Origin of the sequence: Hymenobacter saemangeumensis (genome assembly GCF_039541835.1) — a bacterium.
GTDB lineage: Bacteria > Bacteroidota > Bacteroidia > Cytophagales > Hymenobacteraceae > Hymenobacter > Hymenobacter saemangeumensis.
The window spans coordinates 204,376-230,818 of sequence record NZ_BAABGZ010000082.1 but is presented as its reverse complement, the minus strand read 5'-3'; the positions used below and the strand labels follow the sequence as shown (position 1 = coordinate 230,818).

Here is a 26,443-nt window from a genome sequence, read left to right as displayed (position 1 = left end):
AACGTGGGATTTTTCAGTGAAGCCGCAACCCCTGCAAAGAAGCGGTTCGTAAGCCTGCACGTGGCATTTTGCCGGCTTTCTGATTCACTTTTTCACTTTCACCACTCTACCTTTCTATGAGCAAACTTTCCGCGTTGCGCAGCCCGGGCTGCCCAGAAAACATTCGGCCCGTAGGGCTGCAGCTTCTCTCGGCCCTGCTCCTGCTCCTGCTTCTGCTTGCCAGCCCGGCCTGGGCCATGACGCCAATGGCCAACGTGACGGTGGCACCCAACACCACCCAAACCCTGCAAACGGGCCCGAACCGCTACTACCCGCAGGTGGTCATTCAGAACCGCGGACGGGCTATTGTCAACGACGAAGTGTTTATTCAGCGGCTGGAGGTCCAATCGGGGGGCATTCTGCAGGTAACCCTGAACGGCATGGTGAACGGGGCCGTGTTTCAGGATACCAATGGCGACGGCATTGAAGACCCGCTGCCAACGTCCTACAACCTGCGGGCCGGCGCCATTGTGGAAATAGCCATCCCCCAGGGGCTGCCCTTTCAGCAGTTCCTGGCGTACAGCATCGACCCGGCAGCCAACTACGTGTTTAACGGCAGCACGCCCCAGCGCACGGCCAGCGCCCTGCCGGGCTCGCCCCTGCAGCCGCTGCCGGGGCAGGTAGGCAGCCTGACCATTAACAACCCCACCACCGTTACGCTGGCGGCTCCGGTGAGCATGCGCGGCACGCTGCGCCTGCAAAACGGCGTGTTCACCCTGGGCGGGCAGCGCCTGACGCTGCTGGCTACGGGCCAAAGCACGGCCAGCATACTCCCCATCCGCGGCAGCCTAAGCGGCAGCACCGTGACGGTGCAGCGCCCCGTGAGCGCCAGCACCAACGCCGGCGTGGGCTACCGCCACTTCAGCTCGCCCATGCAGGACGCGCCCATCAGCGACCTGGCCACGGCTTCGTTTACGCCGGTGGTGAACCCGCAGTACAACAGCACGGGCCCGAGCGTAACTCCTTTCCCCAATGTGTTCGGCTACGACCAGAGCCGGGTACCCGCCGGTAACTCGCCCGCTGATTTCGACCGGGGCTGGTTTTCCCCCAACTCCACCAGCGACATCATGGCGCCCGGCCGCGGCTACACCGTCAACATTGCCGGCGGGCAGATGGAAGACTTCAACGGCACGCCCACCCAGGGGCCGGTGATGGTGAGCAGCCAGCGCAGCACCAGTGCCCAGGGCGGCTGGCTTTTTGCCGGCAACCCCTACGCGGCCGCTATCAGCTGGGCCGAGCTCGGACGCTCGGGGCTCGACAATGCCCTGTATGTGTTTCGCAGCAGCGGGCAATACAGCGGCACCTACGCCAGCTATGTGAACGGCATCGCCAACAATGGCGGCTCCGACACGCTGGCCCTGGGCCAGGGCTTCTTTGCCCGCGTGAGCGCAGCCAACACCACCGGCACGCTCACCTTTACCGACTCGGCCCGGGTACTGCCCCGCAGCCAGCCGCTGTTGCTGCGCGGCGGCGACACCCGCCCCCGGCTTACCCTGGGGCTGAGCCCCGCCGGCTCCGGCAGCAGCCAGGTGCAAACCACGGTTTACTTTGAAAACGCTGCCACCGCTGGCTTCGACGCCCAGTATGATGCCGTAGAGCTACTGGCTCCGGGCCAGGCCCTGGGACTGAATACGCTGGCCGGTACGCAGGCGCTGTCCATCAACGGCCTGCCGGTACTGACGGGGGCCGAAGTGCTGGTTCCGCTGCGCCTGACCGTGGCCCGCCCCGGCACCTACGCCCTGCAAGTGGATGCGCTGCAGAACCTGCCCGCCGGCTACCGCGCCTACCTGCGCGACGCCCTCACCGGCGCCTACACCGACCTGAGCACCGCAGCCGCCGCAACCCTGAACCTGACGCCCGGCAGCGCTGCCGGCCGCTACGCCTTGCTCTTCACGACGCAGGTGCGCGTGCTGGCCACTGCCCCGGCCGAGCTGGCGCAGCTGGCCAGCGTGTACCCCAACCCGGCCCACGGCTCGGCTACGCTGCTGCTGCCCCAGGCCCTGCGCGGGCAGCAAGCCACCCCGGTGCAGGTGCTCGACAACCTGGGCCGCGTGGTGCTGACCCGCACCCTGCCCGCCGGCGCGACTGAGGCCCTGGCCCTGCCCCTGGACCAGCTCGCCCCCGGCGTCTACTCCGTGCTGGCCAAAACGGCGAACGGCACCGTCAGCAAGCGCCTGGTAGTGGAATAAGCTTATTGGCCGTGCTAAAGAAAAGCGTCCCTGGCTACCAAAGCCGGGGACGCTTTTCGCGTTTTTCTGGCTACAGCTATAAGCCCAGCGGCAATGCATTCGCCCGCGCCGATTAAAAATGCATTAATGCAATCTACATGATATGGGCGCTCCGTAGGTAGATGGTCGGCCGCTGCTACGGCTATAAGCAGACTTTCTTTTCTTACCTAACATCCTTTTCCACATGCACACACCCTTACTTTCGCACCTGACCGCACGTCGGGGCATCCGTCGTTTGCTGGGCACCGCCGCGAGCCTGGCCCTGCTGCTGGGAGCCGCCGATGCGCAGGCCCAGACGGTATATGGCCTGGGCATTCTCAGCCAAAACGTTTCGGCGGGCAATCCTTTCTTCCCGGCGGGGGCACCGGCTGGCACGCAAGGGATTCTGAGCATCGACGCTGCCAACGGCAGCCCGACCAGTCTGGCCACTCCCATCAGCGGGGTAACTGCCGGGCAGAAGCTGGTGGGCATGGACTACCGCCCCAATACCGGCCAGCTGTTTGCCCTGGGCTATAATGGCTCTGCTGCTGCACCGGCCACCAACACCCAGCTCTACACGCTCGACCCCAGCACCGGGGTTGCCACGGCCGTAGGCGCAGCCATCCGCCTGGAGCTGGGTGGGGCTTCCGACCGCATCGGGTTCGACTTCAACCCCACCGTGGACCGCATCCGGGTGGTGAGCACCAACGACAAAAACTACCGCCTCAACCCCAACAACGGCGCCATTGCCGCCACCGATGGCGACCTGAACTACCTCGACGGTACGCCCGCCGACCCCGGCGTGGGCGCCGTGGCCTACACCAACTCCTACCGGGCCAGCAGCAACACCACGCTCTACGACTTCGACGAGCTGAACGGCGGCATTCTGTCGATTCAAAACCCGCCGAACGCCGGTGGGCTGGTAAACGAGTTGATGGTGATGTTCGGGGCTTTCCCCGTGGGCTCGCCCCTGGCCATCGACATGGACATCTCGGCCTTTACCACGCCCGGCACGGATGAAGCTTTCCTGGTGGAAGTAACCGCCGCCAACGGCGCCGGCCTCTCGTCGAGCAACCTCTACACGCTGAACCTGAGCACCGGGCAGGCTACGCTGCGCGGCAACATCGTGCCCGCCTTTGCCACCTCGCCCTTCAACGTGGAAGACATTGCCGTGTCGATTCCGGCCCCGGCCCCGCTGACGGCCATCACCGGGCAGCTGGTGTATGGGGTAACGGCGTCGAACAACCTGATTTCCTTCGACTCGTCTAACCCCAGCGTGGTGCGCACCGTGGTGGCCATCAGCGGCATTACCACGGGGCAGACCCTGGTAGGCACCGACTTCCGCCCCAACACCGGCCAGCTCTTTGGCCTGGGCTACGATGCCGCGACGGGGGGCAGTAACGCCCAGCTCTATACCATCAACCCCAGCACCGGGGCCGCCACCGCCGTGGGCTCGGCCATTCGCCTGGAGCTGGGCGGCGCCACCGAGCACATTGCCTTCGACTTCAACCCCACCGTGGACCGCATCCGGGTGGAAGGTACCAACGACATGAACTACCGCCTCAACCCCAATACCGGCGGTATTGCGGCCACCGACGGCATGCTGAGCTACGCCGCCGGCGATGCTGGCGCGGGCCAGAGCCCCACGGTGGGCAGCGTGGCCTACACCAACTCCTTTGTGGGCGCTACGGCTACGGGCCTCTACACCCTGGACCATGCCCTGGGACTGATTTCCTTCCAGAACCCGCCAAATGATGGGGTGCTGACCAACTCCCGCAGCCTGACCGGCGTGAACGGGGCCGGAGCGGGCGGGGCCATTGGCGCCATCAACGACTTCGACATCTACTTCGACGGCAGCGCTAATATTCCCTACCTGGCCGCAGCTTCGGCGGCCATGCCCAACACCAGCCGCTTCTACATGCTGAACGCGGTGAGCCCCACCAACAACACCCCGCAGGTAGCCACCGACCTGGGCATGATTGGCATGGGCATCAGCGTGCGCGACATTTCGGTGATGCTCTCCACGGCCTCCATGGTGGCCATGAACCCCGGCCCGGTAACCGGGCAGCTGCTGTACGCCGTAGCCGGCGGCAGCCTGATTTCGTTTGACTCCAGCACGCCCAGCGTGATTCGCTCGGCCGTAAACTTCGGCGGCGGCATCACGGCCGGCCAGACCGTAGTTGGCGTGGACTTCCGCCCCGCCGATGGCAACCTTTATGCCCTGGGCTACAACCCCACCCTGGCCGGCCCTGCCGCCAACGCCCAGCTGTACAGCGTGAACCTGACGACGGGCAACCTGACAGCCGTGGGCGCGGCCATTCGTCTGGAGCTAGGCAGCAGCACCACGCAGGTAGGCTTCGACTTCAACCCCACCGTGGACCGCATCCGGGTGGTGGCGTCCAACAACGCCAACTACCGCCTCAACCCCAACAACGGCGCCATTGCCAGCACCGACCCCAACCTCAACGGCCAGGCCGGTACCTACTCGGCCGCGGCCTACACCAACAACCAGAGCTCGGCCAACACCACGATGCAGTTCGTGTTCGATTCGAACAGCGGGCAGTACTTCCAGGTGACCAACCCCAACGGGGGCGTGGTAGGCTCGGCGGGCACGCCCGTAACCGCGGGCGGCGTGACGACCGGCGCCGACTTTGACATCTACAACACGCCCAACACGACCACCAACACCGGCTTCGTTGCCACGGCGGCTTCGGCAGCCAGCGCCAACGACAACCTGTACACCATCAACGGCATTGGGGGCGGCTCGGCTACGGTGAGCAACAACGGCCTTATCGGCCAGGGCTCGAATGTAACCGGCCTGGCGGCCTTCATCATGGCCGGCAACGCCCTGACCTGGAACGGCAGCGTGAGCAGCGACTGGGGCACGGCCGCCAACTGGACGCCCAACATGGTGCCCATGGCCAACAGCGACGTCACCATTCCCGGCGGTACGCCCAACCAGCCCACGGTAAGCAACGCCCAGCAGGCCCGCTTCGTCACCCTGACCACGGGCGCCATGCTGACCCTGGCCAACGGCGGCACGCTGAGCGTGGGCGGCAACTTCACCAACAACGGCGGCAGCGTAATGGGCAGCGGCACGGGCACCCTGGCCCTGACCGGCACCAACGCCGTTATCGGCGGCAGCAGCCTCTCCACCTTCCCCAACCTGACCACCGGCACGGCCGCGGCCAGCACCGGCGGCCCGGTCGCCATTCAGCGCGCCCTGACCCTGAACGGCACCCTGACCGTGGGGACGGGCCAGTCGTTTACCCTGCTCTCGACGCCGGCCAGCACGGCCTACGTGGTGAATAACGGCGCCAGCGCCATGCTCATGGGCACGGCCACCGTACAGCGCGCCATCGACCCCAGCCGCAATGCCGGGCCAGGCTACCGCCATTACTCCTCGCCGGTAAGCGGCAGCAACGTAGCTGACTTGGCTACCGCCGGCTTCACGCCCGTGGTGAACCCCGCCTTCAACAGCGCGCCCACGCCCAACAACGTGATGCCCTTCCCCAACGTGTTTGCCTACGACCAGACCCGCGTGACCACCACCACCGGCATGGGCACGGATGACTTCGACCGCGGCTACTTCTCGCCCAGCGCCCTCTCTGACTTGCTGGAAGTAACCCGCGGCTACACCGTCAACATCAACGCCAGCGCGCTGGTCGACTTCACCGGCACGCTGAACAACGGCGCCACGCCCATCACGGCCAGCGGGCTGGGCCGGGGCGGCCTGCCCCAGAGCGGCTGGCACCTGCGCGGCAACCCCTTCCCCTCGCCGCTCGACTGGAACCTGATGATTAGCAACGGCCGCCTGAGCAACATGGAAAGCGCCCTGTACGTGTTCAAGAGCAGCGGCCAGTACAGCGGCTCCTACGCCAGCTACATCAACGGCATGGGCAGCAACGGCGGCAGCAACGTGCTGCCGCTGGGCCAGGGCTTCTTCGTGCGCACCAGCGCCCCCGGCACCACCGGCAGCATCACCTTCACCAACCAGGAGCGCATCACCACGGCCGACAACACGGCCTTCCAGCGCACCGCCGCCGATACCCGTCCGCAGCTGACGCTAAGCCTGGGTACAGCCACGGCCCGTACGCAGGCCGTGGTGTATTTCGAGCGTGGGGCTACGCCCGCCTTCGACGCGGCCTTTGACGCCGCCGCCCTGCCCGCTCCCAGCGGCCTGATGCTGGCTTCGGAAGTAGGCAGTGAAGCGGTAGCCATCAATGGGCAGCCGGCACTGAGCGGGGCCGACGTGCTGGTGCCGCTGCGCCTGAGCGCAGCCTCGGCCGGCAGCTACACCCTGCAAGTGGATGCGCTGCGTCACCTGCCCGCCGGCTACCGCGCCTACCTGCGCGACGCCCTCACCGGCGCCTACACCGACCTGAGCGCCACGCCCGTGGTGTCGGTACAGCTTGGTGCCGCCGGCCGCTACGCCTTGCTCTTCACGACGCAGGTGCGCGTGCTGGCCACGGCCCCGGCCGAGCTGGCGCAGCTGGCCAGCGTGTACCCCAACCCGGCCCACGGCTCGGCTACGCTGCTGCTGCCCCAGGCCCTGCGCGGTGCAGCTGCCACGCCCGTGCAGGTGCTCGACAACCTGGGCCGCGTGGTGCTGACCCGCACCCTGCCCGCCGGCGCGACTGAGGCCCTGGCCCTGCCCCTGGACCAGCTGGCGCCCGGCGTCTACTCCGTGCTGGCCAAAACGGCAAACGGCACCGTCAGCAAGCGCCTGGTAGTGGAATAGGCGACTAGCCAGTACCGACCGAAAAAAGGCCCGCTGTTCGACTTTGGTCGGACGGCGGGCCTTTTTTGCTGCTATTGATACGGGAGAAAGATTTAATGGCGTCTTCCAGTACAAGTAAGAGGGTGTAAGTCCCGCCATGGCCATAGTGAAGGCCCCGTCTTGTCAGTACCGCCACTCTTTTTACCTGGGTTGCAACAAGGCCACTGCTTTACGGTAGGTGTTCGACGCCGTAACTGCCCCACTTTTTGTAACTTGAACACGTACACAGGCCTGCCGCCCGACGGGAGCGGGCTCAAGACGCATTTTTACCCTACCCAATCATATGAAAACTACTCTACTGACCATCCCATTAGCCTGGGCCCGCCGTATCTGGAGCTGCCTGCTCCTGCTGGGCCTGCTTTCGCTCTCGGCCTCCGCCCAGACTATTTTTGGCCTCGGCACCATCACCGGACCCAACTTCCGGGGGGAGCCGGTGGGCTCGCAGGGCCTGATTCGCATCGACCCGAATACCGGCGCATCCAATACCCTGGCCCCGGTTCGTATCAGCGGCGTCACGGCCGGGCAGACCCTGGTGGGCATCGACTACCGTCCCGCCAACAACCTGCTCTACGCCCTGGGCTACGATGCGAGCCTGCCTAACCCCACGCCCAATGCCCAGCTGTATATTCTGGACCCGGGCCTGAACACCGTCACGCCCGTTGGCTCGGCCGTCCGCCTGCAGCTGGGGGGGGCCGCCGAACGAATTGGCTTCGACTTTAACCCCACCGTAGACCGTATCCGCGTAACGAGCAGCAACGACGCCAATTACCGCCTCAATCCCAACGATGGCAGCATTGCCGCCACCGATGGCGCGCTCAGCTACAGCGGCGGCAGCCCCGCCGACCCCGGCATCAGCACCGTGGCCTATACCAACTCCTTCGTGGGCAGCCCCAGCACCACGCTCTACGACATCGACTACCTCAACAACGGCCTGCTCTCGATTCAGAGCCCGCCCAACGCCGGTACCCTCACCATTCAAAGCACCATGCAGTTTGTGGTTACCGGGGGCAGCTCGCCGGGCACTTACAGCGTGGGCCAGCCCACCGACCTGGGCCTGGACATCTACTACAACCCCAGCACCAACACCAACGTGGGCTACCTGACGGAGGTGACGGCCGTACGGTCCAACGGCAGCCGGGCCAGCAACACCTACCGCCTCGACCTGAGCACGGGCCTGGCCACGCAGCTCGGCAACACCGTGCCGGCCAGCACCCTCGTCAACTTTGAAATCCGCGACCTGGCCGTAGCCCTCGCCGTCATTCCCACCATTACCTGGAATGGCAGCGTAAGCAGCGACTGGCGCAACGCGGCCAACTGGACGCCCGCCATTGTGCCGGCCCTGCCCAACGACATCGTTGTTCCCGGCGGCACCCCCAACCAGCCCCTGGTTTCCATGCCCCAGCAGGTGCGGGCCGTAACGCTTGCCGCTGGCGCCGTGCTCACCCTTGCCGATGGCGGCACCCTGATTGCCGGCGGCAACTGGACCAACAACGGCGGCACGCTGGTAGGCAGCGGCGCCGGCAATGGCACCGTTATTCTGGATTTGAACACGGCCCAGACCATTGGCGGCTCGTCGATGACCGTATTCCCCAACCTGTACATCGGCACGGGCACGGCCCAGCTGGCCCCGGCCGTGACCCTGGCGGCGCCGGCCGCCGTGCGTAAGCTGCTGGTGCTCTACGGCAACCTGACCGTGACCGGACAGACCTTCACCTTGCTATCCGATGCCGCGGGCACAGCCCAGGTGGTAAACATCACCGGGGAGGTTGTGGGCGCCACCACCGTACAGCGCTACATCGACCCCAGCCGCAACGCGGGCCTGGGCTACCGCCACTACTCTGCGCCAGTGAGCGGCAGCACGGTGGCCGACCTGGCCACCACCGGCTTCACGCCCGTGGTGAACCCGGCCTTTAACGCCGCCCCCACGCCCAACAACGTGATGCCCTTCCCCAACGTGTTCGGCTACGACCAGGCCCGCGTGAGCACTACCACGGGCGTTGGGACCAACGACTTCGACCGGGGCTACTTCTCCCCCAGCGCCCTTTCCGACGCGCTGGAAGTTACCCGCGGCTACACCGTCAACATCGGCGCCAGCGCCACCGTCGACTTTGTGGGCACCCTCAACAATGGCCTGCGCACCGCGAGCGGGCTGGGCCGGGGCAGCCTGCCCCAGAGCGGCTGGCACCTGCGCGGCAACCCCTACCCCTCGCCTATCGACTGGCAGCTGATGATTAGCAACGGCCGCCTCACCAACATCGAGCCGGCGCTGTACGTGTTCAAGAGCAGCGGCCAGTACACGGGCTCCTACGCCAGCTACATCAACGGCATGGCCGCCAACGGGGGTAGCAACATCCTGCCGCTGGGCCAGGGCTTCTTTGTGCGCACCAGCGCCCCAGGCGCCTCCGGCAGCATCACCTTCTCCAACGACGAGCGGCCCACCACCTACGTCAACCAGGCCTTCCAGCGCAGCAACGACCAGCGCCCCCAGCTGGCGTTGTCCCTGAGCAGCGCCACGGCCAGCACCCAGGCCGTGGTGTACTTTGAACAAGGTGCTACGGCGGCCTTCGATGCACCCTTCGATGCCGCCTATCTGCCCGGCAGCCACGGCCTGACCCTGGCCACCGAAGCCGGCAGCGAGCTGCTGGCCATCAACGGCCAGCCGGCCCTGACGGGGGCCGACATGGTGCTGCCCCTGCGCCTGGCCGTGGCCCGCACCGGCACCTACACCCTGCGCGTAGATGCGCTGCGGAACCTGCCCGCCAACTACCGCGCCTACCTGCGCGACGCTCTCACCGGCGCCTACACCGACCTGAGCAGCAGCAGTGCGCTCAGCCTGCGCCTCGACGCCAGCGCGCCGGCCGCCGGCCGCTACGCCCTGGTGTTCTCGCCGCAGGTGCGCGTGCTGGCCACTGCCCCGGCCGAGCTGGCCGCCCTGGCCAGCGTGTACCCCAACCCGGCCCACGGCTCGGCTACGCTGCTGCTGCCCCAGGCCCTGCGCGGGCAGCAGGCCACCCCGGTGCAGGTGCTCGACAACCTGGGCCGCGTGGTGCTGACCCGTACCCTGCCCGCCGGCGCGACTGAGGCCCTGGCCCTGCCCCTGGACCAGCTCGCCCCCGGCGTCTACTCCGTGCTGGCCAAAACGGCAAACGGCACCATCAGCAAGCGCCTGGTAGTGGAATAAACCCACTCCTACTTGTACGGAAAAGCCCCGGCTCCATAGCCGGGGCTTTTTTACTGTTCAAATTATAAGCCTAGCGCTGCTTTTTGAGCTTGTCGAGCTCGTCCAGGTCGGCTTCGCCTTGGCTGGCTGGTACCCACTGCCACGGAGCAGACGGGTGGCCCGGGTTTACTTTCAGATAATTGAGCTGGGCGGTATTAGGCACCAGGTACTGGCAGGGGTTGTGAATGGCCAGACCGCCCAGGCACAGGCGCATGGGCATAGAATGGTAAGGCCAGGGCAGCTCCAGGTAGCTGCCGGGCTGCAGCACGCTTACTTCCTGGTCGTTTAAGTACACCTTCACCGGCCTGCTGCCAGATGCCTGCACGGGCAGGTACACGTACACGTAAGCGGTATCGATACGGGAGGGAGCCTTCAGATTGGCATAAGGTGCTATTTTACTGGTGCGCATGTCAATAGCATAGGCCATCGGCTCCCCGGTATGGTCTACCGCGCCCGCGACATTTATCATCCCGGCAGCTCCCATGTTCCCTGCTTCGGACCTCAGCACGCGGTAGGTCTGGTCCATAGGTGCTTCGCCAACAAAGGTGAAGAAGCTGCCCTGCCTCACCAGTGGATAAAAGTGCTTATTGTGCTGCACGTACAGGCTCTGCCCATCCGAGAAACCCCAGACAGAGTTTCCAAGCGGCACCTCTTTCCCTCCGGATAGGTGCATGGGGCGTACCCGGGCTACCATGTACCACTTCTCTTTTGCCAAGCGGCTGCTGAACCAGCGCGACACCGTGTCTAGCCGCAGGCCAGCAAGCGTCTCCGGACGGTTGGCCAGAAACTGCTCGAACGTATAGAATATACCCTTGCGTGGGGCCGTATTTAAAATTTCGGGAACCAACCGATTCCTGCTGCCCACCTCCGCGCGAGGAAGCTCTGCCGGCAGTTCTGCTAGTGTACGGGCGGGCTGCCTGGCAGCGGCTTCCCAGTCGGCTCTGCCCAGCTGCTCCAAGCATAGGCGCAGCACCTCCGCCAGTTGCACGGCGTGGTAGTCCGTCACGTCCAACCCCCGATAAGGCTCGGCAACTGCGCCCACCTGCTGTACGAAATGATACCCGTCAGGCAGACGCAGGTAGACGTCGGCCACCAGTTCGGCCTCCCCGGTGCCCCGCATCAGGTCGCGCGTTTCCCTTACTTGCAGCTCCCGCAGGCAAAGCACCACCGGCTTATCGGTGGGGCGGGCCCGCAGCTGCGACTGCACAAACGAAGTCAGCGCCGGCTCAAGGCCATAACGGAATTTTATGGCGGCGGCCTTATTGTTCATGCCAATAAAAGCCACTCCGAGTGGAGGGTTTCCCTTGCGGCCATCCACCACCCGCTCTACAACCACATTCCGGTTCTTGACGCTGAGCGTCTGCTGGTCTAAGCTCAGGTAGTACTCCTGCGCATTGGCCGCGAAGCAAAGCAAGGCCAGCAGCCCAATCAGCTGGAATCCTCTCATTCGGTAGAAAAGTATGAACGGCAAATATGGCCATCTTTCCCCGGAAATTTACCTGCCGGATGGCCTCGCCTACTCCCCGCCGTGCCGGCTCTTGCCGCTGCCGCCGGCGTCCATGCGCACGATTTTCGGGGTGAAGGAGCCCAGCACGTCCACCAGGTCGCGCTGGTGAGCCATTACCTGGTGAATGTCTTTGTAGGCCGCGGGTGCTTCGTCGAGTCCGCCGCCAATCAGCTCCACGCCGTGGTCGCGCAGCTGCCGGCGCAGCTCGCCTTCTCCTATCTGGGATTTGGCCTGGGTGCGCGAAAGGCGGCGCCCCGCCCCGTGGGAGGCCGACTGCAGGGAGTCCCGCTCGCCGCGGCCGCGCACGATAAAGCCGGGGGCCGTCATCGAGCCGGGGATGATGCCCAGCACACCCTGCCCGGCCGGCGTGGCGCCCTTGCGGTGCACAATGGCCGTGCGCCCGTCGGCCAGGGTTTCCTTCCAGGCGAAGTTGTGGTGGTTTTCGACCTGGGCCAGGGGCTTCTCCCCCAGGGCCTTGCTCATACGCTTGTGAATGTCGTGGTGGCAGGCCGAGGCGTAGTCGCCGGCCAGGTTCATGGCCGCCCAGTACTCCTGGCCTTCGGCCGTGTCGAGGCCCAGCCAGGCCAGGTAGCGGGCCTGGGGCGGCAGGCTGCACTTGTCGATAGCCAGCTTGGTGTAGTGCTGGGCAATGGCCGCCCCCAGCCCTCGGGAGCCGGAATGCGAAAGCACGCCCAGGTACTGCCCCAGGGGCAGCTTCAGGTCGTTACTAGGGTCGGTAATGTCGACCACCCCGAACTCCACGAAGTGGTTGCCCGAGCCCGAGGAGCCCAGCTGGGCCACGGCCGAGTCGAGCTTGGCGCGGGCCACGCCAATCTGCCGGAACTCGGGCCGGTCGAAGATGGGGTCGTCCACATTGGTTTTCTTGTGCACTTCCTTGTTGCCGAACTTGGTGTTTTCGAGCAGCATCTTGCGCAGCTCCTGCCGCCGCTGCTCCAGGAAAGCCGGCGGCAGCTCGTACACCGACAAAGCCATGCGGCAGCCGATGTCCATGCCCACGCCGTAGGGAATCACGGCATTGTCGGCGGCCAATACGCCGCCGATGGGCAGGCCGTAGCCCTGGTGGGCATCGGGCATCAGGGCCCCGTCGATGGTGATGGGCAGGGTCATGGCCACGTCCATCTGCTTGCGGGCGCCGTCTTCGATAAAGTCTTCGCCGTAGCGGCGGTAGTCTTTAATGGCCGGGTTGAGGTCGACTTCGCGCGAGGGCTGGGGCACCAGCTCCTCGGCCACGGGCCGCCAGTTTTCGTCGCGCACGTACTTGAACGGGTCGTCCTTGATTTGCTTGAGCAGGGCCAGGGCGCTGCCCTTGTCCAGCTTGCGGAACTCCCGCTGGCTGAGAATATCCAGGGCCCGGGTTATGGCGGCCCCTTCGGGAAAGCCGATTTTGCGGAGGTCGTTGCCGCGCAGCTGATTAGACATAACGAGGTGGAAAGGGTGGGAAATACCTGTACGCGCCCCCGCAGGGGGATGTTATCCGCACAAAAAAGCCCCAACCATTACGGTTGGGGCATTTAGAAAATTATCCTAGCAACAAAGCAGAACGTCATGCTGAGCTTGTCGAAGCATCTTTACCACGAGAGTAAATCCTTTCGATTGAATTACTGCTGCGGTAGAGATGCTTCGCCTTCGGCTCCGCTCAGCATGACGTTCAGTTTTGCTTCTACTGATTCAAAATGCATCACGCCCCATCCATGCGCACGATTTTCGGCGTGAACGAGCCCAGCACGTCTACCAGCTCCTGCTGGCTGGCCATCACGGTGTGGATGTCCTTGTAGGCCATGGGTGCCTCATCCAGCCCGCCGCCAATCAGCTCCACGCCGTGGGCGGCTAGGTGCCGGCGCACTTCCGCTTCGCCCAGCTCGGCCTTGGCGCGGGTGCGCGACATAAGCCGGCCGGCGCCGTGGGAGGCGGAGGCCAGGGAGGCCGCCACGCCCCGGCCGCGCACGATAAAGCCCGGGGCCGTCATCGAGCCGGGGATGATGCCCAGCACGCCCGCCCCGGCCGGGGTGGCGCCCTTGCGGTGGGTGATGACCTCGCGGCCATCGGCCAGGGTTTCCTTCCAGGCGAAGTTGTGGTGGTTTTCCACTTTCGCCAGCGGGCGCTGCCCCAGCGCCTTGGCCAGGCGCTGGTGAATCTGGGCGTGGCAGGCCGAGGCGTAGTCGCCGGCCAGGTTCATGGCCGCCCAGTACTCCTGCCCCAGCTCGGTGTCGAGGCCCAACCAGGCCAGGTAGCGCGCTTCGGCCGGCAGGGTGCACTGCTCCATGGCCAGCTTGGTGTAGTGGTTGGCCACGCTCGCCCCCAGGCCCCGCGAGCCGGAGTGCGAGAGCACGCCCACGTACTGGCCCACGGGCACGCCCAGCTCGTTGGCTTCGGTGGTAACATCAACTATTCCGAACTCCACAAAGTGGTTGCCCGAGCCGGAGGTGCCAATCTGAGCCGCCGCCGTGGCCTGCTTGTTTTTCAGGAAGGGAATGCTGGCAAACTCGTCGCGCTCCAGCACTTCGTGGCCCAGCTTGCGCCCGTGCTGGAAGCCGTCGCGGTTGCCGAAGCGGGTGTTGTCGAGCAGGATTTTCCGGAGCTCCTGGGTGCGCTGCTCCATATACGCCGGCGGCAGGTCGAACAGCGACAAAGCCATGCGGCAGCCGATGTCCACGCCCACAGCGTAGGGAATCACGGCATTGTCGGCCGCCAGCACGCCGCCAATAGGCAGGCCGTAGCCGTGGTGGGCGTCGGGCATCAGGGCCCCGGCTACCGTCACCGGCAGCTTCATAGCGGTTTCCATCTGGTGAATGGCGCCGGGCTCGATGTGCTCGGCCCCGAACACGGCGTAGTCCTTGCGTTCGGCCAGGCCAATGTGGCGGCTGGGCGGGGGCAGCAGGGCCGCCGCGGTATGGCTCCAGTCGAGGTGGGTGAGGAAGTCTTTGGGCGCAGCCAGAATCTGGCCCAGCAATGCAATCTGGTCGGTTTTGGAGAGTTTCTTTAAATGCTTGCGCTGCAGCTGGGCCAGGGCAAGCCCAATGGCGCGGCCTTCGGGAAATCCCAGCTGGCGCAGGTCGTTGCCACGTAGTAAGTTGGCCATAACGGTGATGAATGCACGGTCAGAACGGCTAAAGCATGTCCTGCTCGTTGTTGAAAAAAAAGAATAAGCAGACCGGGCAATGAGGCGCGCCGCCCACATATGTGCTCTAACCAGCTGAGCTACCGCCGGCTTTCACCTACGGGCAGGACTCGAACCTGCGGCCCCATCGTCCCAAACGAAGTATGGCGGCGCTACGGCACCGGCCGTCTTATTCAAAAAAATACCGGAGCAACAGCCGGCCCACGATACGGGCACAGGGCCCGACTAGACAGGTCGGAGTAGCGCGGGCCTACGGCATCCGGCAGCAGTAAAAATCCAGCCCGGGGCAACTGGCGCCCGGCCTCCATATCCTGCTCTACCGGGCTGAGCTACGGCCGCCGCCCGGGGGCAGCTGCCGGCGGGATTCGAACCCGCGACCTGGGCATTAAGAGTGCGAAGTATGGCCGGGCTACGACACCCGGACTGGAGTAGAAAAAAAGCGGGGCAACAAGCAGGAGCGACTTTTTCTGGCGCTCTACCCCTGAGCTGCGGGCTTCTGGGCAGAAGCCCGGAGGGACTCGAACCCTCGACCCCCAGAATCCGAAGTAACGCTTCCTTACGGCACCCGCTAGAGTTAACTATTGGCCTTTTCATTCCACTACAGGGCAACAGACAGCCGGCGTTGTCAACCGCAGCCGGGGCCGCGGAGGGGGAATCGAACCCGAGTAGCAGCTTCCAAAAAAGCTGAACTTTCACCAAGCGAAGTAACGCCCGCTTACGGCACCTGTAGAGTAGAAATGAGCCGGCCGGAATGGAACGGGCCACCGTGGTGGTCCCGTCCCGGCCGATGACTACCCAGGCTGGGCAGCCATCTTCCCAAAGGTTTCGGCTGGTATTTGCATAAGCAGTGCCAGCTTTATTTAAGTGAGGTAAACCTTACAATCCGGGCAATAGGCGCCGGGCTCCCGAAGTATTCAAACTTCTACCCTTGGTAGCGAAGCATGCCTCAGCTACGGCACCGGTTTGATTGGTTGTTTAGCGGCCGGGGGTTCCGCTTTATTGCCCGGCCGCGCCGCAGAGCTTAGAGCTCTATTTTCTCGATTTCCGTCAGGGCCGAGCCGCCATTTTCCAGGGCGGCCAGCACGTCGAACACTTTATCCGACCAGCCGGCAATGAGGGCCACGCCGTCCTCGGCGCGAACGTCGAGCGGAGTGCTGCCGTGCCCGGCCAGGTCGAAGAGGTAGAGGCGGGCCTGCGGCGCCACTTTGCGGCGGTACCGGGCCCACTCCTGGGCCAGGGTGCCACCGTCGCCGCTGCTGTTCCACAGCTGCACGTCGGTAAACAGCATTACCTTGTCGACCACCTCCCGGCGCAGCAGCAGGTCGCGCAGCACCAGGTAGCCGTTGGTGCTGTAGCCCACCTCGCCTTCGCGGCGGTAGAACTCCTCCACGTTGCGCAGCACCGGCCCCTGGGGCAGGCTGATGCGCTTCCACGTATCGCCGAACATGCCGGTGACGACGTTGCGGCAGCGGCTCTGCAGCAGCATGCCCAGCACCAGGCTCACGTCGTAGAGCAGCACTTTGCTGCGCGCCGAGATGGGCTGCTGCATGGAGCTCGACACGTCGCAGGCTACTACCACGCGGGTGTCGTGGCCGAAGCCCTGCAGGTTGGCGGCGCTGTGGGCAATGGCTTGCTCCAGGGCCGCCAGCACTGCCGCCACCGGCCCGCCGCTCAGGCTTTTCACCTCCCGGTAGGCGGCCAGAAAGCGGAAGGGCAGCTGCTTGCTGCGGGCCACCGCAAACCGGTCGGTAAGCGTAGCGCAGACCTGGCCAATGGCATCGGCCGACACCTGGGCTTCCAGGATGTTGCGCAGGTTGCGCAGCAAGGCCATGTAGCCCAGCTTGCCGCTGCCAATCAGCTCCTCCCACTTGTGGCGGAAGGCTGCTTCGCGGGCCTTGGGGGTGGCGTAGCTCAGCTGCCCCAGGGCCGACAGCTCGGTTTCCCAGGTGTAGGGCGTGGGCAGCTCACCGCGCACCAGCTGGTCGAACAGGGCCTGCTGGGCCTCGTTCTTGGCGCTGGGGTGCACCAGGAACAGGGCGTCGCGCAGGCGTACCGCGCCTTCCCGGTCGTACTTGGCCAGCTGGTAGCCATCGAAGCGGTTGAAGGCTTCGGCCAGGCCGCGCTGCAGCTGCTTGGAAAGGCGGCCCAGCACTTTGGGCCCGGTGCGGGCATTGGCCTGGGCGTAGCAGGCCAGCAGCTCCGTGATTTCGTCGGCACGCTGCACCACCCGGGCTACCAGGCGGGCCACCAGGCTGTCGCCGTTGTGCACCCGGGCCAGCTCCACGGCCAGCACCAGGGGCACCGAGCGCAGGTAGAGCCGCTCGCGGGCATACACCGCCAGCTGAGCTACGAAGCGGGGGTCGTTTTTCGCCACCAGCGCGCGCAGGCGCTGCAAGCGGGTGTCGGCCGTTTCGTAGAACTGCTCGCCCAGGGCCGCGGTAGCCACTGCGGCGTAAAGCTCCATTTGGGGCGTGAGGGTGTAAGCGGCAGCCCCCTCGTGGTTTACCGTATCGGGCAGGCTGTTACGGGTGAAGAAGTTGAAGCGCATAAGGATAAACGTTTTGAGCCGATAGGCAGTCTGTTAATTAGTTGATATGGGTTCTGGATGCTGGTTTCTGATTCGTTGATTAGGTATCATCCAACCAGCTACTGGAAACCGCGTTGCCGGAAGCCCGGAATCTTAAGCCACGTGCTTGGACAGGCTGAGGCGGGCAGCTTCAAGCCAGTCCAGCACCCACTTTTGCTCCTGCTCGTTCATGGAGCGGTTGTATTTGCCGCGGGCCTGCACCACGGTGTAGTTTTTACTTACTTCCAGTGTCAGGCAGCGGGTGCCGCCCATGGTGAGGGAGAAGATGCCGCAGCGGCCCCGCTGGCAGGAAAACCAGTAGGAAGCCACGCAGTGGCCGAGGCGGCGGCCCTCCTCCTGCAGCTGCCGGTAGCTGGTCAGCTGCGTGATGCGCACCAGGTCGCCCACGCCGCCCACAAAGTCGGCCACGGGCAGGCCGGGCCAGGTAGCCGACTCGTAGCCGTAGGGGTCGTACCGGCTTTCGCGGGCCTGCTGGCGGTGCCAGGCGGCCGTGTAAGCCAGCACGCTGGCCATGCTGCGTCCTTTCAGCGAGAAGTTGGGCTGGGCCGGCTCGGTGGCCGTGCCCACGCTGCGCTTGAAGTAAATCCAGTCGCACACCGGCCCGAAGTGCTGAGCATCGACCAGGGGCGTGGCCCGGAAGAAGTCCACCACGCTCATCCAGAAGCTGTCGTCCTGAATTTTCTCGCGGCCCAGGCGCGACTCCAGCACCGGCCCCAGCCATTCCAGCGCGTCGCGGCTGGCCAGCTGGGCGTAGCGCAGGGCTTCGCGGAAGGTGCAGCCCCCGGGGGCTTGGCGCATGTAGTGCTCCAGCTTTTTGCTGAGGGGCAGCGGCAGGCCCGGGAAGCTGCGCAGGGAGCGCCCCTGGCCCAGGTGCAGGGTCAGGTCGATGGTGTTTATGCCATCGTCGTCGGCCTGCGCTTCGGTCCAGGTGTTTATCACCCAGGCCGGCACGTCGCCGTACTCGTCGAAGAGGTGACGCACCAGGCTTTCGAGCTGTCGGAAGGGGTTTTTGCTGGCAGGCCTCCAGCCGGCAAGGTCGCGGCGCCGGTACTTGTAGTTGGCAATTACCTGCCCCAGCGGCTTGTTTAGCTCGGTGCGCGCCAGCAGTTCGGTGCGCTTGCCGGCCAGCTCCAGCAGTACTTTCTTGGTGAACTCCCGCTCGGCCTTAGGCCGGCCCAGCACGCACTGCACGTACAGCTCGGCCAGTCCGGAGCGCGGCCCTACTTCATCATAAAGTACACGGGGCGTATCAAAGGAAAAGAGGTAGCTAATCAGGCGGGCTTGCGACCATTTGTGGCGGCTTACGTGTCCGGCCAGCGCGGCCATTGCCCGCTCCCGCTCCAGCGCAGCCGGAGACAAGGATTTATTTCGGTTAGACATGATTTATTAATTCCCGCAGTGGCCTGCAAGAGAGAAAATACGTGAGGAGGATGCGTCACCAGAAAAATCAAGGGCGACGCGTTCAATTTCAATAGCTTACCCAGCAGGTGAAAGCCTGCCAGCACCGACCCCCAGGGCGGAGTACCGGCCCGAAGCGCACTATCGAGGCGCCTGTAGTTGAGCCGTTGTAAATTCATTGAGAACAGCATGACGCGAAGAAAAAAAGAGCGTAAGATTTGAATTAACTTCCGGTAAAAACGACTTAACAAATGCTAAATCTTATCCGAACTGCGCTAATTATTTACTATGAATTAGACGCACCTCTCCCAGGCAGATAAAAATTAATTTTTTATCCGAAACAGAAATAAAAAAGCCCGGCTTTTTACAGGCCGGGCTTTTCCTATTTGCTAATTAACGCAGGTACTATCCGCGTCTACCAGTAAAAAAGAAAATCCCGGGCATACCAATCCTGGGGGCCATAATTCGGCCGGCGCTGGCTTTGCTTGGGCAGGAAGATGAAGCTGCTGATTGGCATGGGATGATTGAGTTTAAGCAGTTAAGAACAACGACTTAAAACAAAAAACCCGAGCTTGCGGGCCCGGGCTGCATCCAGATTCAGGTGGTTCTGAACCTATAGACTTGTACCGAGCCAACGCTGCCAATCCGGCAGCATGCTTTCCGATTTTTGCAGGTTGAAGTTGTGGCGGTACATAGTTATGTGGTTTTGATGCGACAAAGGTTGAAGAATAATTTTTAACGAGCAAATTATTTTCTAATTTTTTTGAAGATAATTTTTTCTGCTATTCCTTTTCAGGCAGGCAATTAGCAATTGCAGCTGCGGCAAAACCTCGTCTAAGTAGTTACCAAGGCTTTTTTCTGGCTTTTACGTTAGTCTCCTAATTAGTTGTTGCAACTTTTATTTGTAAGGAAGCTTTGCAGACTGATTGGCTCGCTTTGTTTCTGCTATACCCCGTCTATGCCCTGTCTTGCTACTTCCGACCGCTACACCCTCACTCTGCCAGCCGGCCACCGCTTTCCCATTGCCAAGTACCAGCTGATTAAAGAGCAGCTGCTCTGGCAGGGCATCGCCAGTGAAACCGATTTCTACGACCCCGGACTTTGCGCCGAAGCTGATATTCTGCGGGTGCATACCCCGGAATACTGGTACAAGGTGCGCGAGCAGCAGCTGTCGGCCGCCGAAGTGCGGCGCCTGGGCCTGCCCCAAAGCCCCCAGCTGGTGCTGCGCTCGCTGAGCAGCAGCGCAGGCACGCTGCAGTCGGCCCGCCGGGCCCTGCAGGATGGCATAGGGCTAAACCTGGCCGGTGGCACCCACCACGCTTTTGCCGACCGCGGCGAAGGCTTCTGCGTGCTCAACGACCAGGCCATTGCCGCCGCCCACCTGCTGGCCAACGGCCTGGCCCGGCAAATTCTGATTGTGGATTTAGACGTGCACCAGGGCGATGGCACGGCCGCCATCTTCCAGCAGGAGCCGCGGGTGTTTACTTTCTCCATGCACGCCGGCGCCAACTACCCGCTGCGCAAGGAAAAATCGGACCTCGACCTGGAGCTGGCCCTGGGCATGGACGATGCCACTTACCTGGCCTTGCTGACCGACACGCTGCCGGCGCTGCTAACCCGGGTGCAGCCCGATTTCATTTTCTACCAGGCCGGCGTGGATGTGCTGGCGACGGACAAGCTGGGCAAGCTGGCCCTCAGCCCGGTCGGCTGCCGGCAGCGCGACGAATTCGTGCTCGGCCTGTGCAAAGACCGGCAGGTTCCGGTGGCCGTGAGCATGGGCGGGGGCTACTCCGAGCGCCTGGCCGACATCGTGGATGCCCACTGCAACACGTTCCGCGTGGCCTTTTCCCTCTGGTAAGCCGCCGTACTTTTGAGGAGTATGAGCAAGCAAGATTCCGCCCACCCCGACCCGATTCAGGTGCCGGCTACCACCGGGCAGCAGTCCCCGGGCACCCCCGCCGCCCAGGCTTTCCGCCAGGCCATTCTGGCGGTAGAAAGCCTGCGGGAGCAGCTGCACAGCCTGCGGGCCGAGCAGGCCGAGGCGCGCCGGCGGTACTGGCAGCAGGTGGGGCCGGTGGCAGGCACGGTGGTAGCGGCACGGCGGGCCCTGTATGCCCCGCTGGAAAATGCCCTGCTCCTGCCCTACTTCAGCCGGGCCGAGCACCGGCAGCTTACGGAGTTTATTCTGGGCAATGCCCGGGCCTTGCAGGACCGGTTTGGCGAAGACGAGGCGGAGGTGCTGCAGCGTTATGGCTCGGCTAGCGCAGGCCAGCCGGAAACCAGGCAGGAAACCCCAGCGCCGGAACCCGTCGACCCCCACCTCCTCCCGCATGAGCAGGCCGCGGCCCAGGCCCGGGCCCGTCGCAAGTCCAAAGCCCAAAAAGCCCAGGAAGCGGCCGAGCAGGCTGCCTATCAGGAGCAGCAGCGCCTGCTTTCCAACACCAAATCGGTGTACCGGCAGCTGGCCCGTGCCAACCACCCCGACCTGGAGCGCGACCCCGCCCTGCAGCAGCAAAAGACGGCGCGAATGCAGCGCATCACCGAAGCCTACGAGGCCAACGACCTGTACACCCTGCTGCAGCTGCTGGCCGAGACGGGCCCCAACGATACCGACACGGAGGAAGTACTGATGAGCTTCACCAAAGCCCTGCAACAGCAGCAAACCGAGCTCAAGCTGCAGCTGCAGGCCCTCAAGTACGGCCCCAATGGCTTTGCCGGCAGCACCGGTAAAAAGCAGGAGGCCGAGCTGCGCCAGCTAAAGCGCCACCTGCGCGCCGAGGCCGACTACCTGCAGCACGTAGCGCAGCTCATGCGCGAGCCCGAAGGCATCCGCGAGGTGCTGCGCACCCTGGCCGCCGAAGGCCACGAAACAATTTAAGCGCCCGGGCTCCGTTTGACAGCCGTCCGCATCGTATTCGACTTATCACTCGTGAAAAAGCCGGCACCCTCCGTACTCTACTGCGGAAGGGGTGCCGGCTTTGGCGTGTTTCAAGTTGTTAGTTGTTAGTTGTCAGACTTTTGAGAAAGTCTTTAGCACGTCATGCTGAGCGGAGCCGAAGGCGGAGTCGAAGCATCTTGCCCACAGCAGTAATTCCAGTCAAAAGAGTTTAATCTCGTGGTAGCGATGCTTAGAAGAGCAGAGGCCAGATGAGCATGACGTTCTTCCTTCTTCCTAAGACGATACTGCTCTATATACCTATTGCGTTCAACTGACAACTGACAACTGACAACTGACAACTGACAACTGACAACTGACAACTGACAACTGACAACTGACAACTCAGTGCCTGATAAACTCCACCGCTTTACGCACCACATCCGGGTCGCGCAGAATGCGGTTATGGCCCAGGCTGCGGGTGGGGCACAGCACGGCCTGCGGCCAGGCGGCGGCAATCTGCAGGCTTTCGTGGAAGGGCACAATGGCGTCGTGCTCGTCGTGCAGCAGCATAATCTGTTCGGCACCTAGCGTGGGGCCGCCGGCAGCAATGGCAAAGGAGTCGGCTTCGCGGCCGGTGTATTCGTGGATGTGGCGGGCAAAGCGGGCCACCGTTTTCGGCACCGGCAGCTGCAGCAGCTGGGCAAAGCGCCTGGCCACCTCCCGGGGGCTTTCGGGCGCGCTCAGCAGCACCAGACGGGGCAAAGGGGCATTGCCGGGCAGCTGCACCGGGAGGCCGGCCACCACGGCCGCCCCGAAGGAGTGGGCTACGATGGCCTGAACCTCTCCTGCCGTGCCCAGCACGGCCTCCACGGCGCTGCCAAAGGTGGTGAGCGTGGCCATGCGGCCGGCCGAAGCGCCGTGAGCGGGGCCATCCAGGGCCACGGCGCGGTAGCCGGCCGCCAGCAGCGGCGGCACCCAGGCGTGCCAGAACGACGCCCGGTGCTCCCAGCCGTGCACCAGCACCACAGCGGGGGCATCCGCTGCCCCCCACTCATACACTTGTACCGGGCCGGTTGAGTTGGATACCGTGCGGCGGCGGGCCCCGGCCAGGGCGGGCCCTTCCCAGGACTTCACCGGCAGGCGGCGGGGCGTGCAGAACAGCTTCCACTGCAGCCGGAAGGCCAGCTCGGGCGCCAGGCGGCCCAGCACCTTAAACTGCAGCCGCAGCCAGCGCAGCGCCGGGGGCGGCGAAGGGTAGCGCACCGATGATGAGGCGGCACTTTTCTCGGTGGCCTTGAACAGCTCATGGGCCGGCGAATAGGTGTTGGTCATGGCAAAGGGGATGAAAGGTGAACCAAGGGCAGCAGGCCAAGGCTGGGACGCAACGAAAGGCGCTAATCAGGCAGGAAAAAGCTCCAGCCGCAGCTGGCCGACGATAAGCTGAAAGGGCGTCTCGTCGTGCACGCGGGCGGCTTGCAGGGCCCCGGCCAGGGTGGTCAGCAGCTGGGCCGACTTGGCCGCGGGGCTGCCGACGAATCGGATGGTCTGGGTGGCGCGCCCGGCCGCCAGCACCTCGGCTACCCACTCCGTCAGCTCCCGGTTGAAGGTGCGCAGCTCCTGCTGCATGGGCGCGGGCAGGGTCTGGAAGTCGGCTGCCAGGGCCCCGAACAGACATACCCGGATGTTCTGCTTCAGATGGGTATCGTACACGGCGAACAAGGCTTCCAGCTGCTGGTTGGGCCGGAGGTCGGTTACGCGGGGCAGGTCGCGCCACTTGCGCAGGCGGCGCAGCTGCCGGCTCACAATGGCCGTGCCCAGGTCGTCTTTGCTGGGGTAATGGTAGTGAATGGCCGCCGGCTTGATGTTGAGCTCGCGGGCAATGTGCTGGTAGCTAAAGGCATTGAAGCCGCGGGCCAGCAGCAGGCTTTCGGCCAGGTCCAGAATGCGGGTCCGGGTGTCGGGTACCAGAGCGGGGGCGTTGGGAGCGTTTATGCTTGCCATAACGGGCCAAAGGTAAGGGAATTTATTTTACTTACTAACTAGTAAGTAAGTTCCCTTCTACTTGTCTTGGCACCTTGAATTCATTGTTCACAATGCTCAGCAAGACTTTGAGCCAGTACAAAGTCATAAATCTGAAAAACAGAGCGTTATAGTCATCTGGTGTCCGCGGAGCTACATGCGCAGTCGGTGCAACTTGCCCGGGGGAGCCATCCAATCGAACGGCTTCATTCTCTTGGTAGAGATGCTTGGCCAAGCTCAGTAGGCACAATCCACCACGAGCATGCCCGCGGGGCATGGCTTATTCCAGTCAATAAATATTTTTTGGCGAAGAGTAGTAGCCCGGTTTCCACCGCCGGCATGCGTGTAGCTGTGCACAGCCATGCCGCGACTAGTCAGCAGGGAGTCACGGGTTCGGCGCGGGGACCAATTGGCGCTTCGCGCCACGCGAAATACAACTTCGCGTTACGGCTTATAATGGCTGGCACCCGGGCCAGCTTAAGCAACTCCGCCTTCTCCCTCCTGTTCGCCCAGCCCCAGCGCATCCACAGCGGCGCGCACGGCATCGGCCCGGTAGTAGGGCGCGGTAGCGGGCGCCTTCAACAGGCGCAACAGGCGCTGGTACTTGGCGCGCCCCTCGTTGAGCATCTGCTCGGTTACCTCCACCACGAACACGCCGAAAGGCTCCAGCTTCTGCACGCCCACCAGCAGAAACCGCTCGGCCCGCAGGGCATCGGTGTAGAAGGCCGCCTGCCGGTCGTAATCGTAGTTGGAGCACTGCATGCGGAAGTGCTCGGCATCGCGGGCAATGGTGGTTTTGAAGTCGACGATGGTGAACGGCTCGCCGGGCACGTCCAGCACCAGGTCGGCGCGCAGCTTACAGAGCGTGTCGGTAAGGGGCTCGGTAAAGAGGCAGCTGGGCTCGGCAATGCCTTTTTCCAGCATGGCGGCCAGCTGGGAGTTCAGCTTCACGCCTTCCACCAGCCACCACACCAGGGTGTCATTCAGGCCGGGCTGCCCGGCTACGTAGTTGCTGGGCTCCAGCAGCGCGGTATGAAAAGCAGTGCCGAACTCCATAGCTCCTTCATTACTACCGCCCTTGGGCCGGGGCGCCCGCCCTTCGAGGGCGTCGCGCAGCCGCGAGAGGTCGGAGTTGGCCACGGCGGGCAGGGCCCGGTACGTATCGTAATCAAGGCGAAGCAGGTCAGGGCGGCGGAAAGGAGAGGAAGAGTCGGACATGCTCGGATAACAAAAAACCAGGGAAAAAGGCTTCACCATTTTCATATCCATACGCAGCAAGGTTTTGCACGGGGGCCTGGCATCGGCGGGCCCTACTTTCGCGTCCTCCTGCTTAGCATTGCTTGCTTTTATCTACCCTGCTACCTGGCAGGCCTTGCCGAAGGAAAAGCCCGCCCCTTCGCAGGTCACCTGAACGCCGCATTCCTATGACAACACCCGAAGAACACCAGGCTGCCGTGGAGCTGCGCGCGTGGCAGCAGCGCATGCAGCGCCGGCCTACGCTTTGGCACCGCTTCACCCGGGCTACTCAGGTTAAGCTCAACGGCTTTATCCCTGAGAAAGTCCACCAGGCCATTACCGTGGTCATCAAGCAGATGGTGCGGGGCGTGCTGTTTGGCTCTACCTACATCACCCGCAAGCCCTTGCAGGATGCAGGCTTCAGCGAGCGGGAAGCGGCCGTGCGCACCCGCATAGCCTACTACCGCACCACCGCGGCGGCCGAGGGCGCGGCCACCGGCGCCGCCGGCTTCTTCGTGGGACTGGCCGACTTCCCCCTGCTGCTGGCCATCAAGCTCAAGCTGCTGTTCGACATTGCAGCCCTCTACGGGCACGACGTGAAGGACTACACCGAGCGGCTTTACATTCTCTACATCATGCAGCTGGCTTTTTCCAGCCAGCACAACCGCAACCTGGTGTACCGCCGCCTGGCCGACTGGGAAGCCTACCGCCAGACCCTGCCGGCCGAAGCGGCCGACTTCGACTGGCGCACCTTTCAGCAGGAGTACCGCGACTACATCGACCTGGCCAAGCTGGCCCAGCTGCTGCCCGTAATTGGCGCGCCGGTGGGTGCCATTGCCAACTACCAGCTTATTAAGCTACTAGGTGACACAGCTATGAACTGCTACCGGATGCGGAGAGCAATGGGTGAATGAGTGAATGGGTGAATGGTGATTGTGTTCGCACATACTCTACCTTCAGCTCATACGCTACTTTCCTATTCTACCTTTTCTCATGAATACTTCTTCGAAGGTTGACTTTATCAATTCCTTCCGGCATCGGACTAAAGCTGCTGCGCTGCGGGTCATCAAATTGTATCAAAGCTTACCTGGCACTGGTGAGGCGCAGGTATTAGGCAAACAGTTGCTGCGTTCAGCCACATCAGTAGCGGCTAATTACCGAGCGGTGTGCCGTGCCAGGTCGGGCAAAGAGCAGTATGCCAAACTATGCGTCTGCGTAGAAGAAGCCGATGAAAGCCAGCTCTGGCTGGAGATGCTAGGCGAGGCCGAAATTATTCCGCAAGCCCGACTGTCCGAACTCCACCAGGAATACCTGGAAATCGTATCGGTGCTGGAAAAAGCCCGCAGCTCACATAGAGGAAATGGGTGAATGGGTGAATGGGAGAATGGGAGAATGGGAGAATAAACAATTTGCATTTACTCATTCTGCCCTTC

The 26,443-nt window shown here is 63.6% G+C and carries 15 protein-coding genes; 7 read left to right on the top strand and 8 right to left on the bottom strand.

Annotated features, from left to right (window positions below):
- Positions 1 to 116: 116 nt before the first annotated feature.
- The 3 genes from ABD919_RS23695 to ABD919_RS23685 all read left to right on the top strand — a co-directional run bounded on the left by ABD919_RS23695 (position 117) and on the right by ABD919_RS23685 (position 10,207).
- Complete coding sequence (locus tag ABD919_RS23695; RefSeq protein WP_345238581.1) at positions 117 to 2,228, top strand: T9SS type A sorting domain-containing protein; 2,112 nt, start codon at positions 117 to 119, stop codon at positions 2,226 to 2,228.
- A gap of 223 nt (positions 2,229 to 2,451) precedes the next feature.
- Positions 2,452 to 6,987, top strand: a complete 4,536-nt coding sequence (locus ABD919_RS23690; protein WP_345238580.1) for a DUF4394 domain-containing protein — start codon at positions 2,452 to 2,454, stop codon at positions 6,985 to 6,987.
- Positions 6,988 to 7,309: 322 nt separating this feature from the next.
- Positions 7,310 to 10,207 carry a DUF4394 domain-containing protein gene (locus ABD919_RS23685; protein WP_345238579.1) on the top strand — a complete coding sequence of 966 codons (2,898 nt, stop codon included), beginning with the start codon at positions 7,310 to 7,312 and terminating at the stop codon, positions 10,205 to 10,207.
- A gap of 70 nt (positions 10,208 to 10,277) precedes the next feature.
- Here ABD919_RS23685 and ABD919_RS23680 read toward each other — a convergent pair whose 3' ends face one another.
- The 5 genes from ABD919_RS23680 to ABD919_RS23660 all read right to left on the bottom strand — a co-directional run bounded on the left by ABD919_RS23680 (position 10,278) and on the right by ABD919_RS23660 (position 18,859).
- Complete coding sequence (locus tag ABD919_RS23680) at positions 10,278 to 11,693, bottom strand: hypothetical protein (protein ID WP_345238578.1); 1,416 nt, start codon at positions 11,691 to 11,693, stop codon at positions 10,278 to 10,280.
- Positions 11,694 to 11,762: 69 nt separating this feature from the next.
- A complete protein-coding gene (locus ABD919_RS23675) occupies positions 11,763 to 13,193 on the bottom strand; it encodes an RtcB family protein (RefSeq protein WP_345238577.1) in 1,431 nt (476 codons plus the stop codon).
- 259 nt (positions 13,194 to 13,452) lie between these two features.
- Positions 13,453 to 14,853 (bottom strand): RtcB family protein, encoded by a 1,401-nt coding sequence (locus ABD919_RS23670; RefSeq protein ID WP_345238576.1) that lies wholly within the window; start codon positions 14,851 to 14,853, stop codon positions 13,453 to 13,455.
- Positions 14,854 to 15,913: 1,060 nt separating this feature from the next.
- The gene (locus tag ABD919_RS23665) at positions 15,914 to 17,440 is read right to left on the bottom strand and encodes a TROVE domain-containing protein (protein WP_345238575.1); all 1,527 of its coding nucleotides are present in this window, start codon (positions 17,438 to 17,440) and stop codon (positions 15,914 to 15,916) included.
- 132 nt (positions 17,441 to 17,572) lie between these two features.
- On the bottom strand, positions 17,573 to 18,859 hold the full coding sequence (locus tag ABD919_RS23660) for a PcfJ domain-containing protein (protein WP_345238574.1): 1,287 nt from the start codon (positions 18,857 to 18,859) through the stop codon (positions 17,573 to 17,575).
- Positions 18,860 to 19,835: 976 nt separating this feature from the next.
- On the opposite strand from ABD919_RS23660, the gene ABD919_RS23655 reads away from it, so the two are divergent.
- Together ABD919_RS23655 and ABD919_RS23650 are read left to right on the top strand one after the other, a co-directional pair.
- A complete protein-coding gene (locus tag ABD919_RS23655) occupies positions 19,836 to 20,735 on the top strand; it encodes a histone deacetylase family protein (protein WP_345238573.1) in 900 nt (299 codons plus the stop codon).
- 21 nt (positions 20,736 to 20,756) lie between these two features.
- Positions 20,757 to 21,755, top strand: coding sequence for a J domain-containing protein (locus ABD919_RS23650; RefSeq protein WP_345238572.1), 999 nt, complete (start codon positions 20,757 to 20,759; stop codon positions 21,753 to 21,755).
- A gap of 402 nt (positions 21,756 to 22,157) precedes the next feature.
- Here ABD919_RS23650 and ABD919_RS23645 read toward each other — a convergent pair whose 3' ends face one another.
- From ABD919_RS23645 to ABD919_RS23635, 3 genes are all read right to left on the bottom strand, one after another.
- The gene (locus tag ABD919_RS23645; protein WP_345238571.1) at positions 22,158 to 23,087 is read right to left on the bottom strand and encodes an alpha/beta fold hydrolase; all 930 of its coding nucleotides are present in this window, start codon (positions 23,085 to 23,087) and stop codon (positions 22,158 to 22,160) included.
- A 66-nt stretch (positions 23,088 to 23,153) separates the two neighbouring features.
- On the bottom strand, positions 23,154 to 23,756 hold the full coding sequence (locus tag ABD919_RS23640) for a TetR/AcrR family transcriptional regulator (protein ID WP_345238570.1): 603 nt from the start codon (positions 23,754 to 23,756) through the stop codon (positions 23,154 to 23,156).
- A gap of 495 nt (positions 23,757 to 24,251) precedes the next feature.
- Positions 24,252 to 24,992 (bottom strand): PD-(D/E)XK nuclease-like domain-containing protein, encoded by a 741-nt coding sequence (locus tag ABD919_RS23635; protein WP_345238569.1) that lies wholly within the window; start codon positions 24,990 to 24,992, stop codon positions 24,252 to 24,254.
- Between the two features lie 206 nt (positions 24,993 to 25,198).
- On the opposite strand from ABD919_RS23635, the gene ABD919_RS23630 reads away from it, so the two are divergent.
- Positions 25,199 to 25,924 (top strand): EcsC family protein, encoded by a 726-nt coding sequence (locus ABD919_RS23630; RefSeq protein ID WP_345238568.1) that lies wholly within the window; start codon positions 25,199 to 25,201, stop codon positions 25,922 to 25,924.
- A gap of 79 nt (positions 25,925 to 26,003) precedes the next feature.
- Positions 26,004 to 26,378 carry a four helix bundle protein gene (locus ABD919_RS23625; protein WP_345238567.1) on the top strand — a complete coding sequence of 125 codons (375 nt, stop codon included), beginning with the start codon at positions 26,004 to 26,006 and terminating at the stop codon, positions 26,376 to 26,378.
- Positions 26,379 to 26,443 lie beyond the last annotated feature (65 nt).